Here is a 19,099-nt window from a genome sequence, read left to right as displayed (position 1 = left end):
TTGCTCCGCATTAGAAATTTAAATGAAGACTTACCCGATACCTGTCCTTATCGACGTTTGGTAATCCCGTATAATTTAACCGACGTATATATTCAACGCGCAACAGACGAAAAATATTATCGATACCCACTTTTCCTTCCCAGTAAGGCACCTTATTATCAAATACGTGGGTCATGATATTACCATCTGCATCGGTATCAAAAAGAATGACATCCTTACTAATGTATGGGTTATTCAAATCGCTTAACCGACCATAAAACATTTTTCCTCCCCAAATCTCCCTTAGTTTAAGTTTCTTAATCAGCGGAATCTTATTGAGGATAAACCCTTCTAGCTGATGTTCAAACGCCAACCGGATGTACTCGTCCGCAACAAACTCCATGCTACGCATCATCGAAAAATCTATTTCATGGCGCGTATCCTCATCGCGGAATACATTTGGCATTTCCAACAATGGGTAAGGGAGAGCACCCCAAATTTTCCCCCCGCTTAATGTCATATCCGCAAAACCAAATTGATTTAAGAAAAAACGCTTCGACACGGAAGCCCGAACGGCATCAAAAGCATAATCTCCGCTCCAAAATCCTTTTAGTCCACGATTATATTGCAGATTAAAGACGGGATATTTCTCGATAATTGTGTTACGTGTCAGGTTACGGTAGTAGAATTTCTCCTTTGGCGCCCATCGCAATATAAATTCCAACTCATTCGTATTTATATTGGAGATATCCTGTTGGACATCTCCAGAAGAAATGAATTCTAAATCCCCTATCGCTCGTCGACGGTGATGGATAAAAGAGCTTTGCAGGCTTACGTGGTTACCAAATTCTATTAAGTGTTTGAACTGATATGCGTACGTATCCATCCATTTTGTCGGACGATTACTCCGTATTGACTGAAAGAAACTATCTCCCTTCTTAAAACCCAACATCCTGCCCGGATCAAAAATATCATGTTGCACCGCTAGTTGCAGATAATGCGCCGGAAAAGCAGCAACCGATTTCCCATTGAGCGAAAATGTGGGTCGCATAAAGTATTTCACAGCACCATCTTGTGTACCATATGCCAAATATCCCTCGATAAACACTTTCTCCGAAAACCGAAGCGTTGTCCGTCCACTCAGCCGTATCCTATTGCCTTCGATATTATTCCGTGAATACAAATATTCCAATGGCCCAAACTCGACAGGTCCTGCCGGATAGAATCCCTGCGCTAATAGATAACCAGCCACTAGCATTGTCCGAAACGTACGATTGTTGTTCAGCGAATCAACGTTTGCATAAACTCGGTTTTCAACCGGTGATAGTTGCACCGGTCGTTGTTGGTGAACAAGCTTCTCATTGTCCTTTGCCGTTGTCAGTACCTCTGTAGGTGCTCCCTTAAAGATATCATCCGAAAAAGATGGAGAGAAGTCATAATCATAATTATATGTCGTTTTGCGTCCATATACGGCATCATTTCGATTCGTTCCGAACATGATATCCACGTGGCTGCGAACTAAAAACATATATCGCTCGCTATTCGGACGGAAGTACAAATCAATCGTTATGTCGTTCACCCAATTCAGATTTGCTTCTTTGTTTGCGTGTAAAGTAGCGCCCTGTACGGCAAACCGGCCATCCGTTGTGATCCGCAATTTACCACTAAGCAGCAGATCTGTTTTATTTCTGGGTTCGAAATTCAGCTCTATGAAACGACCATCTTCTGTATCAATCGTATCCGCTATATAATATTTATAAAAGACTGGCGCATTATTGGCTATTGGACTTAAGAACAATTTATTAATCAGAAAAATATTTTCATCATAAATCTCAATATCCTGAAAAAGGTAAGATAAATACGATTGGATATTGTGGTTGTTCACATATCGGTCGTCAAAATCTGTCTGTTTGATAGATTTTACACGCTTTTTAAATGCTTTGGGGTCATTTTTAGAGTAGACATCGCTCAGCTGTTCTTGCATAAAAATGGTGAGTAATTTATTTCCCGGCGAGGTCAATGTATCTACATTATCAAAGAAAAAGCGTAAGCTTCCCATCCGCTTATTATACTGCTCAGAGGGGTTAACGAGTCCAAATTGCAGTTTATCATACTGTTGAAAAGATAATCTCGGCTGATTTTCCAAACGGTTAGATCGCTTGTTTTTAATGACTTGATGAATAATATCTACCGCTGGATTTCGATTTCGATATTTCTGACGACGAGAAATTTCCACGGCATCAATTACATTTTTATCATTCTCTAACGCAATATGCAAATGCTTCTGTGATGTGTCAACCCCCACAAGCATTTCCTTATAGCCGATAGCCGACACGACGAGTTCCAGTGGAAGCTGTGCATCTGTCGTCAAGGAAAATCGACCAAAAGCATCGCACGAAGTACCATCCGATGTCCCCTGCACGCGTATGCTCGTCTGCGGAACACCTTTCCCCGTTACACCGTCTACTACCGTTCCACTGATTTTTTGTTGGGCCACGCTATGCTGTACAGCAATGCCAAGAATAAATATCAATAGCGACAATTTCAGCAAGCATATTCTCCTCATATTCAAAATGGCTCCGCATAAAGATACAATTTGTACAATAAGATTAAAATGAAATTGATTTTTTTATAACGATGAACTTCGTCAGCGTCGATTTTATATTACACAGCGTCTTATTCTGGTAGCGGAATCAATACATTATTCTCGGCTAACGCCACGGGAACGATCTGTATCGTCGTAAAACCATCGTTACGATGAATGATAGCGGATAAATCGACCCCCTTCTTTGATAGCGTATTTAAGACTGCCGTACGAAAAGTGCTTCGGCTTGCCCCCCATCTGCCGGATACGAGTTCATTATTAAGTTGGACCAATTCTTCAGCGCTATAGTTCTGAAATTGTCTAATAAGATGATGGTAAAGTTCGTTTCTTGTGTCCATACAATTTAGAATTAAAGTGTTTAACCATAAATTGTATTCAGAAAATCGGGAAGACGACGTTTATTTTGGACGATGCCCGTATTATCTTTCCACCGTGGTGACTACACTCGGTTGGCATTGCACAACATGCAATTCTGAATACCCTACAAATATAGTAGACTTTTTCTTATTTTATATAAAAATTGTATAAATCAGTCCATGCAAATACTGTAAGTAGTCTTTTTAGAGTTATAGGAACCCTAAAATACTATCAGGATAGACCCCGATGATCACAGTTAACACAGCGGCGACAATCAATACGACCTTGTAGCTGACTGGTACATGTTGTGTCACCACTTCGTCCTCCGATTTGCGGAAATACATATTCACCACCACATGCAAATAATAATACACGCCAACAGCCGCATTAATAACAGCCAGAATAAGGAGGGTGATATTATAGGTTCCCATTACATTATTGAACATCATAAATTTCCCCATAAAGCCTGCCGTCAACGGAATACCGGCAAGAGAAAGCATCGCAATGGTCAGTACGAAGGCAAGCATGGGCTCCTTTTTAGCCAAACCGTTAAACGATTCAAAATTTTCCGAGCCGCTACCCCGTTTAACTAAAATAAGTACACCAAAAGCAATCACTGAAGCCAATGAATAAGCCGTTGCATAAACCAGCATACCCGAAACCGAAGTTGCACCAATGGCGATAATTGCAAACAGCATATACCCCGCATGCGAAATACTCGAATAAGCCATCATCCGTTTAAAACTAGATTGCAGCAACGCCGTGATATTCCCTATAAAAAGTGTGATGATAATGATGGTCAGCAATACAGGTGTCCAGAAATCGTGTAATGGGACCAACACAGTACTGAAAAGTCGTAAGAAGCCAACAAACGACGCAACTTTTACGACCGTACTCATAAAGCTGGTTATCAATATCGGCGCCCCGTCATAGACATCTGGTGTCCAGAAATGAAAAGGAGCCGCACCCACTTTGAAACACAAACCACAAAGTAATAACAACACGCCTCCGTAGAATAATGGAGAGATCTCCGAAGCGGTTTGTACGTAGGCTTGTAACTCCGTTAAATCAAATGTGCCCGACGCTCCATACAAGAGCGTGATACCGAAAAGGAGGAATCCCGTTGAAAACGCGCCCATCAAAAAGTACTTAAGTGCCGCTTCATTTGAAGCAAGATCCGTTTTTCGGATACCTACCAGAATATACAAGGCAACCGACATCACTTCTATACCGATGAACAACATGGCAAAATTATGGTAGGCGTTAACCAGCAATGCACCAGTCAACGAAAAGATAATCAAACAAAAATATTCCGAAAGATACGTGCTGATATTTTTGAAATATTCTTTTGAAAGAAGAATCACTAGCCCCGTGATGACCACACACAGAATCGAAAAAGACAACGCTAAGCGATCAAAAATTACCATTCCATGAAGTTGTGGTAGTGCTTCGCTGTTCCATCCTGACAACAGGAATCCCAGTGTTACGACCAGTCCCAGCAAGGTTACAGGAAGCAGCGCATTCTTTGCTTTGAATAAGCCCAGATATAATACCACGATTCCCAAGATACACAATGTAATAATTGCCCCCATAATATTCTACAATCGCTAATTAAAATTTAATTTGATTCAATAAGTTCACTACCGATGCTTCAGAAAGATGTAAAATAGCTTTCGGCCACACACCTAAAAACAGCGTAAAAAATACAATCACCCCCAACACCAATAACTCGTAGCCTTTGATATCTACGATCCCCTCAGCGCGTTCCGATAACGAACCTAACATCGATTTTTGATACAAGCGTAACATATAAACTGCCCCCAAAATTAACGTGAGCCCACCAAAAACAGCGTACCATACGCCATAATCAAACAATCCTTTCAACAAGAGAAATTCACCGATAAAGCCATTGGTTAACGGCAATCCGACGGCTCCCATCAAGATGACAAGAAATACCGTTGCTAAGCGAGGAGTCTTGCTCGCTATTCCACCCCATTCTGCCAACGTGCGCGTTTCTGTACGCTCCTGTAAAATATCGATGATAAAAAATAGTCCCACTACACTCAAGCCATGGTTCACCATCTGTATGATTGCCCCTTGTAATCCTTCCATATTCCACGAAAATACGCCGGCTGAAATAAGCCCGACGTGTGCAATAGAAGAATAGGCGATCAATCGTTTGGCATCCTGCTGTTTAAAAGCAATGATCGAAGCGTATACAATCCCAATAACACAAAGAGCCATGACAACTTGGCTGTAAGCCAATGCACCAAGCGGAGCAACGGGTAATAGCCAACGAATCAATCCATATACCCCCATTTTAAGCATAATACCCGCCAATAGCATCGTTCCCGCTGCCGGTGCGTGGGTATAGGTATCCGGTTGCCAGGTATGGAACGGCAAAATCGGGATCTTAATGGCAAACGCCAAGAAAAAGGCCCAGAATATCCAGCGCTGTGTAGATTCAGACAAGTCCAATGCTACAAATGCACTCCATTCAAAGCTTGGTGTGGCACTTTGGTTATATAGATAAATAAGCGCCACCAACATCAATAAGCTTCCGAAAAATGTATAAACAAAGAATTTAAGATTAATACGAATACGGTCGCCATCACCCCAAAGGGCGCAGATAAAATAAATAGGGATCAACGCTATTTCCCATCCGACATAGAATGTGAAAGCGTCCAACGCCAAGAATACAAGCAATAATCCCGCTTGCATAAAGGAGATCAACGCGAAGAAATTCCCCTTATGTGCTTTGCGAAACGAAGACAGCACAATAAGCGGAATCAGTCCATTTGTCAACAGCAACATGGGTAGGCTAATACCATCTAAACCAATATGAAACTGAATACCCAAAGACTCGACCCACATCCAATGCTGTTCGAATTGTATACTTGCGTCTGGAATAAATCCGCACAGAAACGGAATAGAAAGTCCTAATTCCAATATTGCTACAAACAATGCTATCCATTTAGCCCGTACAGCATCTTTTATAAAACATAATACTATTGCCGAAATAACAGGAACTAATAGTAATATAAATAGGTTACTCATTGTTTAAAAGTCAAAATTATATACTAAACACGGCATACAACAAAATAGCAATAACACTCACCACCATCATCATCATATAAAACCCCACATAACCACTTTGCCATTGTCTTATGCCTTTTCCCGCACCAATAAAGAAGTTGCCAATCCCATTTACGAACCCGTCAATACCTAAACGATCCACGTATTTATAGAAGCCTACTGATAATTTCTTCAATGGCTGCACAATAAGCGCATCATAAAACTCGTCCACGTATAGCTTCCGATAGGACAACTTATGTAATCCGCTTGATGCATCTGTATCAGCTGTCGGACGCGTTTCTTTTCTCACATATCTGTTGTAAGCCACAAACCCCATGATCAACGCACCACCCGCAGATACCCCCATCAGCAGGTACTCCGTGCTATGGCTTAATGTCAACGCTTCCGCATGCATACTTCCGGCTTCAAAAATCGGCGCTAGAAAAGCGGCTAAGCTATGATGCCCACCCAATGCTTCCGGAATATTAATAAAGCCACCAACGACGGATAGTACCGCCAAAACAATCAACGGAAGTGTCATTTGCCACGGCGACTCATGCAAATGTTGTTTCTGTGTTTCCGTTCCCCGGAACTTCCCGAAGAAAGTTAGATATAACAAACGGAACATATAAAAAGCCGTGCATAGCGCGGTCAAGAAACCAACTACCCACAAAACAGGCTGGTGTTGAAACGCGTGTGCCAATATCTCATCTTTAGAAAAGAATCCGGCAAACGGTGGGATTCCACTAATCGCAATTGTTCCGATAAACATTGTGATAAACGTAATGGGCAGCGCCTTTCTTAAACCTCCCATCTGACGCATATCCTGTTCATCATGCATGGCGTGGATTACCGATCCGGCTCCAAGGAACAATAATGCTTTGAAAAACGCGTGTGTTAGAACGTGAAAAAAAGCCCCGGTGAACGCACCGACCCCGAGGCCGAGAAACATGTATCCCAATTGAGATACCGTAGAATATGCCAATACCTTTTTGATATCAGTTTGTGTAATTGCTATAAATGCTGCCAATAATGCTGTCGCCAATCCCACCACCGCCATCACCTCCATCGTCACAGGAGAAAGCGTAAACAATATATTCGAACGAACAACCATATATATACCTGCTGTTACCATAGTAGCGGCGTGGATTAGCGCGGATACCGGCGTAGGTCCCGCCATGGCGTCTGGTAGCCAGGTAAACAATGGAATCTGTGCTGATTTACCCGTCGCAGCAACAAACAACAAAAGCGTAATCACAAGTAGGGTAGAACTTCCCATAGGCATACTCGCCGCTTCTGCAAATACAGTTCCGTATTCCAAGCTACCAAAAGCCTCCAGAATAAAGAACATCGCGATAAGAAAGCCTAAATCTCCGATACGATTCATCACGAAAGCTTTCTTCGCAGCCGAAGCGTACGAACCATTTTTGAACCAAAACCCGATCAATAAGTAAGAACAAAGCCCTACACCTTCCCATCCAATGAACATGACGAGGTAATTCGAACCTAACACCAGGATAGTCATAAAAAAGATGAAAAGATTGAGATAGGCGAAGAATTTTCCAAATCCCGTATCGCTAGCCATATAGCTACACGAATATAAATGAATCAAAAAGCCTACACCGGTAATAATCAAAAGCATAATAGCACTCAGCGGATCCGCTAAAAAAGAAAGCGCTACTTGCAGCTTACCTACTGTAAACCAGTCGAAGAGATGCACATATATTTCTCCGGAAGCACCGGTCGTACGCGCCGCGGCGACTTCAAAGTAAACAAATAAGCTTAACACAAAAGAAGCGAGTACCACGCCACAGCCAATAATAGCCGTAATCGCTTTCGGCACACGATTCCCCATTAAGCCGTTTACTACAAAACCTATAAAAGGTATTAATGGGATCAGCCAAATTAATTCAGACATACAGTTTCTTAGTAAAAATTCTCTTATTCAATTACCAACGCAATTTACTCAACGATTCAATATCCACCGACTTCGTATTTCGGTACACCATAATGATAATCGCCAATCCTACAGCCACCTCCGCTGCTGCTAACGCCATGATGAAAAATACGAATACCTGTCCTGTCGGATCGCCCCGATAGGCAGAAAAAGCCGCTAACAATAAATTGACAGCATTCAGCATCAATTCTATAGACATCATAATGATAATTACATTCCGACGGATAAGTACGCCCGTAACACCGATAGCGAACATAATACTACAAAAAATAATGTAGTGGTTGAGCGGAACACCCTGAATCTGCGTTACAATATTCTCCATTATACTTTTTTAATCTCTTTAACTTCCTTTTTAGCCAATAGTACCGCTCCGATCATGGCGATCAACAATAAAATCGCTGAAATCTCAAAAGGCAACAAAAACTCATTAAACAGCACGTTCCCTAAATGTTTCACGAGTCCTATATCCGTATTTCCACTTACAATCTCGTTGGAAGGTTCGATTACACGAAAAGCTCCTAAGAGCGTCGCAAACAAACACATCCCCGCTATAACCCCCATAATCTTCACCAGATTGGACTTCATCGGTTCCGTATCCTCATTAAGATTCAACAGCATAAGAACAAATAAAAAGAGCACCATTATCGCTCCCATATACACGATAAAATTGACCACAGCCAGAAATTGCGCATTCAATAGAATATAATGAACCGTCAGCGTAAAAAACGTCACAACCAAATACAACACGCTATGTACCGGATTTTTGGTAAAGATCGTCATCAACGCGAAAAAAATAGCCACAAAAGCTACAAAATAAAATAGGGACATGGTTAGTTTGTTTTTTCCGGGTTTAGTTTCGTAATGTCAAATACCGGCTCGACCAATTTGTCTTTCCCGTAAATAAAATCCTTTCTTAAATAATCTGCCGTCACGTGGGGACCGTCCAGATAAATTGCCTCTTTTGGACAAGCCTCCTCACATAAACCACAAAAAATACAACGTAGCATATTGATTTCATATACTGCCGCATATTTTTCCTCACGGTACAGGTTCTCTTCCTCCTTTGTTCGCTCCGCAGCTATCATTGTAATAGCCTCCGCCGGACAAGAAAGTGCACATAAGCCACAGGCTGTACAGCGTTCACGTCCCTCTTCATCGCGCTTTAACGAGTGCAGCCCTCGAAAATTCTTCGAATAAGGTCGTTGTTCCTCTGGATATTTCACCGTAGGGATTTTCTTAAAAAAATGTCGTATCGTAATACCCAATCCCTTGGCAATAGCAGGCAGATACATACGTTCCCAAAAATTCATGGGTTTCTGCTCAATAACTTTCTTTCTATTTGATAAAGATTGCATAGTCTTAAAAATAAGTATCTTTCACCACAATTACCACAGCCGTCAAGACAATATTCGCTATCGCCAGCGGAATTAATATCTTCCATCCCAGCCCCATCAACTGATCATACCGGAAACGTGGCAATGTCCATCGTACCCACATGAAGAAGAAGATAAACCCAAAGATTTTAAGGAAGAAAACCAATACACCAATAATCGTAATCCAGTTTTGCGATAGCCCTAACTCGTACATAAAAGGAAAGTTATATCCACCGAAGTACAAAGCCGCCATCAGTGCAGACGAAACGAACATATTGATATACTCTGAAAACATATATAAGCCGAGTTTCATCGACGAATATTCGGTATGATATCCCCCGATAAGCTCCGTCTCGCACTCCGGTAAGTCAAATGGCACCCGATTACATTCGGCAAACGCACATATCATGAAAATCAAGAAGCCTAACGGCTGAACCCAAATATTCCAATTAACAAACCCCGACTGTTGAGCGACGATATCTCCCATAGATAAGGTCCCACTCACCATCAATAATGCAATGATAGAAAGCCCCATCGGAATTTCGTAGCTAATACTTTGTGAAGCCGCACGTACCGCCCCCATTAACGAGAATTTGTTATTTGACGCCCAACCACCAAGCATAATACCGTATACGCCCAAAGCAACAACACCAAAGATATACAGAACACCTACGTTGATATCAGCTACCTGCAAAACTACCTCACGCCCACCTATACTCAGCGTCTGTCCCCACGGAATGACAGCCGAGCTAATACATGCTGTGATAATAGCCAAAGTAGGTCCTAGAATAAAAAGAGGTTTATGTGCCCCCGCAGGAATAATTTCTTCTTTAAAAAAGAACTTTCCACCGTCACAAAGGGGTTGTAAAATCCCGCCGAATCCAGCCCGGTCTGGTCCATAACGATCCTGCATAAAGCCAGCTATTTTACGTTCTGCCAAGGTCGAGTACATCGCTATCACCAAGGAAATCGTAAAAACAATCACGACCAAAATCAATTTTTCTAAAATAAAAGCTCCTTCCATGTGTTTCCTTTGCTTATTTTAAACGTTCCGTTCTCGCCAACTGCTCTTCATTCGCTTCTTGCAAGCGCGTATTTTCTTTGATCACCGGTGGCGGATTAAAGATACCATAGTGATTCGCGTCGATGACGGATTGCTTACTAACCGGAGTAGGTTCCTCCAATACCCAGTCAGCTGTTTTCTTTTTCTCAAAACGACAAGTATCGCAGATAAATTCTTTCACCTCATTATATTCATCTTTACGGCCTGTCACACGCAACACCTCTTCTCCTTTATACCATAACGTGACTTTTCCCGAACAAGTAGGACAATCACGGTGCGCATCTACCGGCTTAGAGAACCACACCCGACTTTTAAAACGGAATGTTTTATCCGTCAAGGCACCCACAGGACATACGTCAATCACATTCCCAATAAAATCGCTATCCAACGCATTTTCGATAAAGGTCGATATTTCCGCATGGTCCCCCCGATGGATGATACCGTGTTCCCGTTTTTCCGTCAACTGATCTGCTACGAACACACAGCGATAGCATAAAATACAACGATTCATATGCAGCTGTATCTTATCACCAATATCTATGCGCTCAAACGTGCGGCGTTTAAACGCATAGCGCGTTTCAGCTAAACCGTGTTCGTAACTCAAATCCTGTAGTTTACATTCTCCCGCCTGATCACAAACAGGGCAGTCCAAAGGATGGTTAATCAACAACATTTCCACCACGCCTTTACGTGCGTCCAACACATCTGGTGAAGTGATATTCTGTACCTCCATTCCATCCATCACGGTCGTTCTACAAGAAGCAACCAGTTTCGGCATCGGGCGGGGATCCTTCTCTGAACCTTTGGACACCTTAACCAAACACGTACGGCATTTTCCACCACTACCTTCCAACGTCGAGTAGTAGCACATAGCAGGGGGGACAATATCCCCGCCGATCTGACGCGCCGCGTTCAATATCGTCGTTCCCGGCGCTACTTCGACCGGAATCCCGTCTATCGTTATCTTAAATTTTTCGTCTGCCATTATTTATTTCGTTATTCGGGATTCATTACCCCTTCGCTCACCAATCCAAAATTTCTTGTTTGCGCTTCTTCAGGTTGGAGTATATGCCACTCAAATTCCTCTCGGAAATGACGTATGGCACTTGCTACCGGCCAAGCCGCTGCATCACCTAACGGACAGATGGTATTTCCATCAATATTCTTCTGGATATCCCATAACAAGTCAATATCCGACATGTCTCCATATCCATATTCGATTTTATGTAATACCTTCTCCATCCAACCCGTCCCCTCCCGACACGGAGAGCATTGCCCGCAACTTTCGTGGTGATAAAAACGGGTAAAATTCAAGGTGTTACGCACGATACATTGATCCTCGTCAAAGGCAATGAATCCACCCGAACCCATCGCCGTACCCGTTACAAAACCACCATCTGCCAACGACTCATACGTCATTAATCGAGGTTCTCCTTTTGCTGTTTTCAACGCAAGATGGGTCGGTAAAATTGGTACCGATGAACCTCCCGCAACCACCGCCTTCAAGCGTCTACCATTCGCTATACCACCGCAATATTCCTCAGAATAGATAAACTCTTCCATGGATAAGCCCATTTCAATTTCATATACGCCGGGACGCACTAAATTGCCCCCTGCGGATATCAACTTCGTCCCTGTACTGCGTTCTATTCCAATTTTCGCATATTCTTCTCCACCATCATTTACAATCGGCACAGTTGCCGCGATCGACTCCACGTTGTTCACCACCGTTGGGCAACCGTACAACCCTGCGACCGCAGGAAACGGCGGTTTAATTCGCGGATTACCTCTTTCGCCCTCGAGCGATTCCAACAAAGCTGTCTCTTCCCCACAAATATAAGCGCCCCCTCCAGGTTGAACATGTATTTCTAAATCATAACCTGTCCCTAATATATTCTTGCCTAAAAAGCCCGCGGCTTTTGCTTCCGCAATCGCTTTTTCCACAATGCGAATCTGCGGCATCATTTCCCCCCGAATATAAATATAGGACGTATGCGCACCTAATGCGTAACTAGAGACGATCATCCCCTCTATCAGTAAGTGCGGAATATAGGTCATTAGAAATCGATCCTTAAATGTCCCCGGTTCCGATTCGTCTCCATTGCAGACCAAATAACGTGGAACACCTTCCGGTTTAGCCAGAAACCCCCACTTCATTCCGGTCGGGAATCCGGCGCCCCCCCGTCCACGAAGCCCAGATTTCTTCACTTCCTCCACCACATCGTCGGGCGACATTGATTTAAGTGCCTTTTCTACCGCACGATACCCCCCCTTTTGACGATACACATCAAAAGTATGGATACCAGGAACATCAATATGCGCCAACAATAACTTACGTGCCATACTTATTTCGTTTGTGCTTTTTGCTTCAATTCATCGATCAACTGATCCACTTTTCCTTCTGTCAGGTTTTCATAAAACGTGTACTCCGGGCCAATTTGCAAAACTGGGCCGAAACCACAGGCTGCCATACACTCCACTCCCCTCCACGAGAACAAACCATCCGTTGTTACCTCCCCCTCTTTCACGCCCAATTTATTTTCTATATGCTGCATAATGCGTTCAGCTCCTACCAAGCAACATGGCCCTGTACGACAAATCTCTAACACATATTTTCCTTTCGGCTCCAGAAAAAACATCGTATAAAATGTAGCAACTTCGTACACCTCTATAGGTCTTATATTCAAATAAGCCGCAACTTTATCCATCGCGTCCACACTCAGCCATCCATATTCGGCCTGCACCAAGTGTAAGATTGGTAAAAGTGCAGATTTCTGTCGACCATCTGGATAGCGCGTAACCACTTCTGCAAACTTTTCCAAAAGAGGCGCACTAAACTCCACGACCATATTTTCTTTAACACTAAGCATCTAATTCTCCAGCAATAACGTTTAAACTACTCATATTAATAATCGCATCAGAAATAAGCATCCCACTACTCATCGGTGCAAACATCTGGTAATTGATAAAAGATGGCCTCCTAAAGTGCAAACGATAAGGTGTGCGCCCTCCATCATGGATAAGGTAGAATCCCAATTCACCATTACCACCCTCCACCGCATGGTACACTTCAGATTTTGGTGTTTCCCATTCGCCCATCACAATTTTAAAATGATAAATAAGCGCTTCCATATTCGTATATACCTGCTCTTTCGGCGGCAAATAAAACTCCGGCACATCAGCATGAAATACACCCGCGGGTTCTTTTTTTATTTTTTCCAATGCCTGTTCTATAATGCGCAATGATTGCCACATCTCCTCATTGCGTACCATGAAACGATCATATACATCTCCGTTTGCTCCCACCGGAACGTCAAAGTCAAATTCTTCATACGATGAATACGGCGCTGTAGAACGCACATCATAATCCACCCCCGTAGCCCGGAGAATAGGCCCCGACCAACTGTAGTTTAAGGCGTCTTCCGGTGTAACCGCCGCGACACCCGATGTCCGTTCAATAAATATCCGGTTACGGACAAACAGATTTTCAAATTCCTTCAACACCGGCGGAAAACGTTTTAAAAACTCTTCAATTTTATGAAAAGCAATCTCATTAAAATCACGCTCAAATCCCCCAATACGTCCAATGTTAGTCGTCAGACGTGCGCCACAAATTTCTTCGAAAATTTCGTATATAAATTCCCGTTCCTGCATCACATAGAGGAATCCCGAAAAAGCTCCCGTATCCACGCCTAAGATGCCATTACAGATGATATGGTCCGCTATACGTGCCAATTCCATCACGATAACGCGCATATATTGCACCCGCTTCGGCAGCTCAATGTCCAGCAACTTCTCCACTGTCATGTGCCAACCCATATTATTTATCGGAGACGAGCAGTAGTTCAGCCTATCCGTCAACGGCGTTATCTGATAAAAAGGACGGTGTTCTGCAATTTTTTCAAAAGCTCGATGGATATAGCCTATCGTAGAGACACCGCTCACAATACGTTCTCCATCAATCTGCACTACATTTTGAAAAACTCCATGTGTAGCCGGGTGTGTCGGTCCAATATTAAGGGTAGTTAACTCATCTTGTGGATCGTTATCAAAGAATACGGCTGCATTTGGTGTTATCTTGGTTATCGGTTTACTCATTTTTGTCTTCTTTAGGATTTAACGTCCAAAATAAAAATCTTTCTTATCCACTCGATTAGGATCCTCCAGCGGATATTCCTTACGCATCGGAAACACCTCCAATTCGTCCATGTTCAGAATACGTCTTAAATCAGGGTGTCCTTCAAACACGACTCCAAAAAAATCAAACGTTTCGCGTTCCATCCAGTTAGCTCCATTCCATAATGTAGTCGCGGAAGGGATCGTCGGCACAGGTCCATTGATAAATACCTTTATTCGTAGACGCACATTATGAAGCAAATTATGCACATGATACACCACGCAAAAATCCCGTTCATCATTTGGATAATGCACAGCCGTAATATCAGTCAAGTAATTAAAACGTAACTGTTCATCCTCCTTAACAAAAGCAAGCAAATCCAAAATAGTCGTTGCTTCTGTCGCCACGGTCAGTAAACCGTGCGGATCCGATACGACACGTACCTGCTCCGCAAACTGTTCCTGCAGTCGATTTATTACGATTTGATTATCCAGCTTATCCATTATCTGTCACTATTCCATATTTTTCCAACAATGCCTTATATTCCGGCGTATTCCGACGGTTCAAAGATTCACTCTTCACAATTTCCTGTAATTTCAGCACCCCGTCCAATATCGCTTCTGGACGCGGCGGGCACCCGGGAACATATACATCCACAGGAATAATCTCATCGATCCCCTGCAATACCGAATAGGTATCAAAAATCCCTCCACTAGAGGCACAAGCTCCGACAGCAATAACCCAACGAGGTTCCGCCATCTGTGTATACACCTGTTTTAAGACCGGCGCCATTTTTTTTGCTATCGTCCCCATCACCAACAGCATGTCAGCTTGTCTGGGGGAGAAGCTTGGTCGTTCTGCACCAAAACGGGCCAAATCGTATGTCGATCCCATAGTGGCCATAAATTCAATTCCACAGCAAGATGTTGCAAACGGAAGTGGCCATAGGGAATTTGCCCTAGCCAAACCGATCACTTTGTCTAAAGATGTCGCAAAAAATCCAGCTCCCTCTACGCCCGGAGGCGCTTCCGCCAATGTGACTTTACTCATGATTTTTCTGTTATTGTTGCATTAATCCCAATCCAGCGCTCCGCGTTTCACCTCGTACACCAAACCGAGAATGACAATCCCGAGGAAAATTCCCATTTTCCAAAGACCATCCATTCCCATTTCTCTAAAATTAACCGCCCAAGGATACATAAAAATAACCTCCACATCGAAAACGACAAATAAGATGGCGGCCATAAAATACTTGACGGAAAAAGGTTGTCTCGCGTTACCGATTACCTCCACACCAGATTCGAAAGCACCCAATTTATTTTCCGTACGAACCTTCGGCCCAATCAAATGCGTACCGATAATTGTCAATACACCAAATGCCACGGCAACGCCCAATTGTATCAGAATGGGAATATAATCTACAGGAGTACTTTCTAAGGTTACGCTTTCCATATTTCAGTTCCTAGTTTTGTTCTCTTTTTAACAAATATATCATTTTTTCACCACAAAAAAAGGGGCTGTACACAGCCCCTCTCTTATTTGTTATGATTCTAAATTACAGCTGATCAACGAATTGCCCAGCGAATTCGTCTTCCGGACTCACCTTAATAGTTTCTTGAAAATGTGCTTTCGCTTTTTCCGTTTCGCCCTTCAAATAATAGAAGTAACCTAAATAGTTATTTGCATCTACAATGTAAGAATTCACCGTCGTTTCAGGCACCTCGGTGTTCTGCACTTCTTGCAACAATCTGGTAAAAGAATCTACAAAAAGTCCTTTCGCATTTTCAGGATCATACATCACCCCGTCTAACGCCAGTTCAGATAAACCTTTGTAATATAATGAATTTACCAAATATTTCTTTTTCACATCCTCTTTATCTGTTGAAATAACAATACCGAACGACTTTATCGCCTCATCGAGTATCGGTTTAGCCGCTGCTATTTTCTGCACACCCAATTCCGGTGTTATTTCTTCGCCTTCTGCTGGCGACACCAATTTCGATCCCTTAGTATATTGACCAAGACCTATGAAATAGTTCGCATCATAGTAATAATCAGACGAATCCTGCGCAGCCGGTATACGGAAAATTTTAACCGCTTCTTCGACCTCACCATCTTGATATTTAGCGAATGCAGTTTCCGCAATCTCTGTTTCCAAATTGTCTTCCGCCGTTTGCTTCTCCACCGCTTGTTTTAACAACTCCTCGCCTTTTGTGGTATCACCCGCACTCAAGTTCGCCAAACCAGCGTACAAATAGTCACGCGGGATCAAACGTTCCGGTTGTACTTTTTCGAATAAGATATTCATATTCTCAGCAGCTTTCGCGTAATCCTTATCTTGGTTATAGGCAATATAACCCAAATAACGGTAAACCTTAGCATCTACACCCGGCATATTCGCCAGTTCTTCAGCAACAGTCTTCAATTCTTCATAGTTACCAGAATACACCAAGAAGTCAGCGTAACGCGTTTTCGCCTCTACGGTAGCATCTCCCGTTAAGCTTAGGTATTTTTGATAAAATTCCAAGGCTTTCTGGTTGATTTCACGATAGTCATCCTCTGGCGCTTTTAACGACGACAAATAATACGTTTCTGCAAGCTCACGGTATAGCGGAGCATAATCCGGGTTCTCACTCGAGAGCTTCGTCAACGACTCGATGACCACATCATACGCCTGTGCCCGTCTCGAGATCAATGCCTGTCCAATTTTTGGGGCTAGCAAACTCTCATCAAGATATTCCGCGTCGCGGTAACTTACAAACGCTTGGCTACTTTCGCCCATACCCGCATACGCATCACCTAAGGCAATCAATATATCCGGATCCTTTTGATTTTTTTCTTTCGCCTGTGTCAAATACTCAATTGCTTTTGTATAATCCGGCTCTGGCGCTTTAATATAAGCTTGCCCAACATACAGCAAAGGCAAATAGTCCTTTCTGCCGAGATCAGAAACAGCCGTCGAAAATTTCGTTTCAGCCGCTGCTTTGTCGCCTTTCATGAGGTCAACAATACCCAACCCCACATTGTTCAACTTTTCCTTAGGTGCGTTGGTTACGCCTTGGTTGAACGCATAAGCAGCTGAATCGACTTTATCATTGATCAAATGGATTTGACCAAGATAAAACCAATTCTCTCCATCTCTCGCCTTTTTTTCTACTAAATTCTGAAGCATACCTTTGGCTTCATCATATTTCTCTTCCGCTATAGCGGCCTTCGCATCTTTTAAGCTCTGTGCACTCACAGAACCTATTGTTCCCGCCAATAATAGACTTAAAAATAATTTGCTTTTTGTCATAATCTATTTGTGTTCTTTTTTCCTTTTTTACTAACGATACACGAATTTAACAGGAAAAATCGCAAATCTAAACGAATTCCACGATTTTTTTGTTCCGCTCGCATTTTCTATTTTGACTATCTATATGTACTTATGTTCAAATATTACAAAGAAATATCATCCCTTATTATAATGTCGCGCCCAGGCATCGTAGCCGGCACTAAACCAGATTTCAAAACGATGCGTTGCCCTCGATCCCCTGTCAAAAACGCCGAAAATCCTATCCCCAGTCCTAAATTAGGCTGATAGTTCTGCACGTAAAACATACGTCGCAACGGATACTGCTCCGCAGCAATTGTCGACTGACTGGGCTTATAATATTTATTATCCGCCCCCTCGCCCACCGTATTTTGGACGCTCAAGATACGAATATTATTTTTATTTGGGAACGAAGATATCAGATCTAAATATACGTTATATCCCAATATTCCAATTTTATTCGGATCATTTGCCACTGCTTCCAACACCTTCTCACTACCATCTTGAACCTCCACAAAATTACCAGCGACCTTATCCAATTTACCCAACTCTTTCAAGTGTCGGAATGTGCTCGAATTCAGATTATCGAAAACGATCTTTCTCCGGTCCGCACTTTCTCCCTTCATCGCTTGAACCAAGTACGAAATAGTAACGGTCGTATCTGCCAGTTTAGTATTATTGATCACCACAATTGCGTCCGTCCATACGGAAAAGATACGAGGTTTAATCGAGCGCTTTTTAAAATAATCATTCTCCTCCTCATTAAGTTCCCTAGCTAACACACCTACTGCAGCTTCGTTTGACAGCAATTCACGTACTGCCAACAGTTCCGGCTGCGCAATAATATTCAATTTAGCATTCGGATAAGCCGACAAAAAAACCTCCTCCTGTTCTTTGACCAGCGGCAAAACTGTTTCATCTACCACCAAATTAAGCACGCCGACCAGAATATCCTCTTTTGATCCATCTCTTACCCCCGCTTCATCGGCAGCGGAATGCTTTTTATCTGTTCTGGAGCAAGTCGAACACCCGACCATGCTCGTCACCAAGATTGCTAAAAAGCATATGTTAACTATTTTTTTCATCAAAATAACCAATCCTATCCTCAAAAATTATTCTGCCATAACCGAGCAAAGCGAAAGAACGAATAAACAATGAGCAAAATGCCAAACATGTTCTTGTATGTGGGGTCAATATCCAGAGGGAATTTCTCCCAAAAAATAATCAGGACTCCCAGAATAAAATAGAAGGCAAACATCG

At 42.7% G+C, this 19,099-nt stretch carries 18 protein-coding genes; all 18 read right to left on the bottom strand.

Annotated features, from left to right (window positions below; genetic code table 11):
- Nucleotides 1-10: 10 nt before the first annotated feature.
- Nucleotides 11-2,545 carry a DUF5686 and carboxypeptidase-like regulatory domain-containing protein gene (locus H8B17_RS17510; RefSeq protein ID WP_190310532.1) on the bottom strand — a complete coding sequence of 845 codons (2,535 nt, stop codon included), beginning with the start codon at nucleotides 2,543-2,545 and terminating at the stop codon, nucleotides 11-13.
- A 110-nt stretch (nucleotides 2,546-2,655) separates the two neighbouring features.
- Nucleotides 2,656-2,922, bottom strand: coding sequence for a 5-oxoprolinase (locus H8B17_RS17505; RefSeq protein WP_190310531.1), 267 nt, complete (start codon nucleotides 2,920-2,922; stop codon nucleotides 2,656-2,658).
- Between the two features lie 228 nt (nucleotides 2,923-3,150).
- Complete coding sequence (locus H8B17_RS17500; RefSeq protein ID WP_190310530.1) at nucleotides 3,151-4,533, bottom strand: NADH-quinone oxidoreductase subunit N; 1,383 nt, start codon at nucleotides 4,531-4,533, stop codon at nucleotides 3,151-3,153.
- Between the two features lie 19 nt (nucleotides 4,534-4,552).
- The gene (locus tag H8B17_RS17495; protein ID WP_190310529.1) at nucleotides 4,553-5,998 is read right to left on the bottom strand and encodes a complex I subunit 4 family protein; all 1,446 of its coding nucleotides are present in this window, start codon (nucleotides 5,996-5,998) and stop codon (nucleotides 4,553-4,555) included.
- A 16-nt stretch (nucleotides 5,999-6,014) separates the two neighbouring features.
- Complete coding sequence (gene nuoL / locus H8B17_RS17490) at nucleotides 6,015-7,934, bottom strand: NADH-quinone oxidoreductase subunit L (protein ID WP_190310528.1); 1,920 nt, start codon at nucleotides 7,932-7,934, stop codon at nucleotides 6,015-6,017.
- A gap of 31 nt (nucleotides 7,935-7,965) precedes the next feature.
- On the bottom strand, nucleotides 7,966-8,295 hold the full coding sequence (nuoK, locus tag H8B17_RS17485) for an NADH-quinone oxidoreductase subunit NuoK (protein WP_190310527.1): 330 nt from the start codon (nucleotides 8,293-8,295) through the stop codon (nucleotides 7,966-7,968).
- Complete coding sequence (locus tag H8B17_RS17480) at nucleotides 8,295-8,801, bottom strand: NADH-quinone oxidoreductase subunit J family protein (protein WP_190310526.1); 507 nt, start codon at nucleotides 8,799-8,801, stop codon at nucleotides 8,295-8,297. The genes nuoK and H8B17_RS17480 overlap by 1 nt, the downstream gene beginning before the upstream one ends.
- A 2-nt stretch (nucleotides 8,802-8,803) precedes the next feature.
- A complete protein-coding gene (locus H8B17_RS17475) occupies nucleotides 8,804-9,328 on the bottom strand; it encodes a NuoI/complex I 23 kDa subunit family protein (RefSeq protein ID WP_190310525.1) in 525 nt (174 codons plus the stop codon).
- Between the two features lie 4 nt (nucleotides 9,329-9,332).
- Nucleotides 9,333-10,370 carry an NADH-quinone oxidoreductase subunit NuoH gene (nuoH, locus tag H8B17_RS17470; protein WP_190310524.1) on the bottom strand — a complete coding sequence of 346 codons (1,038 nt, stop codon included), beginning with the start codon at nucleotides 10,368-10,370 and terminating at the stop codon, nucleotides 9,333-9,335.
- Nucleotides 10,371-10,383: 13 nt separating this feature from the next.
- The gene (locus H8B17_RS17465; protein WP_190310523.1) at nucleotides 10,384-11,394 is read right to left on the bottom strand and encodes a 2Fe-2S iron-sulfur cluster-binding protein; all 1,011 of its coding nucleotides are present in this window, start codon (nucleotides 11,392-11,394) and stop codon (nucleotides 10,384-10,386) included.
- A gap of 11 nt (nucleotides 11,395-11,405) precedes the next feature.
- Entirely contained in the window at nucleotides 11,406-12,752 is a 1,347-nt protein-coding gene (nuoF, locus tag H8B17_RS17460) for an NADH-quinone oxidoreductase subunit NuoF (RefSeq protein ID WP_190310522.1), read from the bottom strand.
- 2 nt (nucleotides 12,753-12,754) lie between these two features.
- On the bottom strand, nucleotides 12,755-13,279 hold the full coding sequence (locus H8B17_RS17455; RefSeq protein ID WP_190310521.1) for an NADH-quinone oxidoreductase subunit NuoE family protein: 525 nt from the start codon (nucleotides 13,277-13,279) through the stop codon (nucleotides 12,755-12,757).
- The gene (locus H8B17_RS17450; RefSeq protein WP_190310520.1) at nucleotides 13,272-14,507 is read right to left on the bottom strand and encodes an NADH-quinone oxidoreductase subunit D; all 1,236 of its coding nucleotides are present in this window, start codon (nucleotides 14,505-14,507) and stop codon (nucleotides 13,272-13,274) included. The genes H8B17_RS17455 and H8B17_RS17450 overlap by 8 nt, the downstream gene beginning before the upstream one ends.
- Before the next feature lie 18 nt (nucleotides 14,508-14,525).
- Nucleotides 14,526-15,029 carry an NADH-quinone oxidoreductase subunit C gene (locus H8B17_RS17445; protein WP_190310519.1) on the bottom strand — a complete coding sequence of 168 codons (504 nt, stop codon included), beginning with the start codon at nucleotides 15,027-15,029 and terminating at the stop codon, nucleotides 14,526-14,528.
- Entirely contained in the window at nucleotides 15,022-15,576 is a 555-nt protein-coding gene (locus tag H8B17_RS17440; RefSeq protein WP_190310518.1) for an NADH-quinone oxidoreductase subunit B, read from the bottom strand. The genes H8B17_RS17445 and H8B17_RS17440 overlap by 8 nt, the downstream gene beginning before the upstream one ends.
- Before the next feature lie 21 nt (nucleotides 15,577-15,597).
- Nucleotides 15,598-15,978: an NADH-quinone oxidoreductase subunit A gene (locus H8B17_RS17435; protein WP_190310517.1), complete on the bottom strand. Its 381-nt coding sequence runs from the start codon at nucleotides 15,976-15,978 to the stop codon at nucleotides 15,598-15,600.
- Between the two features lie 103 nt (nucleotides 15,979-16,081).
- Nucleotides 16,082-17,821 (bottom strand): tetratricopeptide repeat protein, encoded by a 1,740-nt coding sequence (locus H8B17_RS17430; RefSeq protein ID WP_190310516.1) that lies wholly within the window; start codon nucleotides 17,819-17,821, stop codon nucleotides 16,082-16,084.
- Between the two features lie 143 nt (nucleotides 17,822-17,964).
- On the bottom strand, nucleotides 17,965-18,924 hold the full coding sequence (locus H8B17_RS17425; RefSeq protein ID WP_190310515.1) for a PstS family phosphate ABC transporter substrate-binding protein: 960 nt from the start codon (nucleotides 18,922-18,924) through the stop codon (nucleotides 17,965-17,967).
- Nucleotides 18,925-19,099: the final 175 nt, after the last annotated feature.

Origin of the sequence: Sphingobacterium arenae, from assembly GCF_014692505.1 — a bacterium.
Lineage (GTDB): Bacteria > Bacteroidota > Bacteroidia > Sphingobacteriales > Sphingobacteriaceae > Sphingobacterium > Sphingobacterium arenae.
The sequence above is the reverse complement of the archived record's forward strand: the minus strand, read 5'-3'. Positions and strand labels throughout refer to the sequence as shown.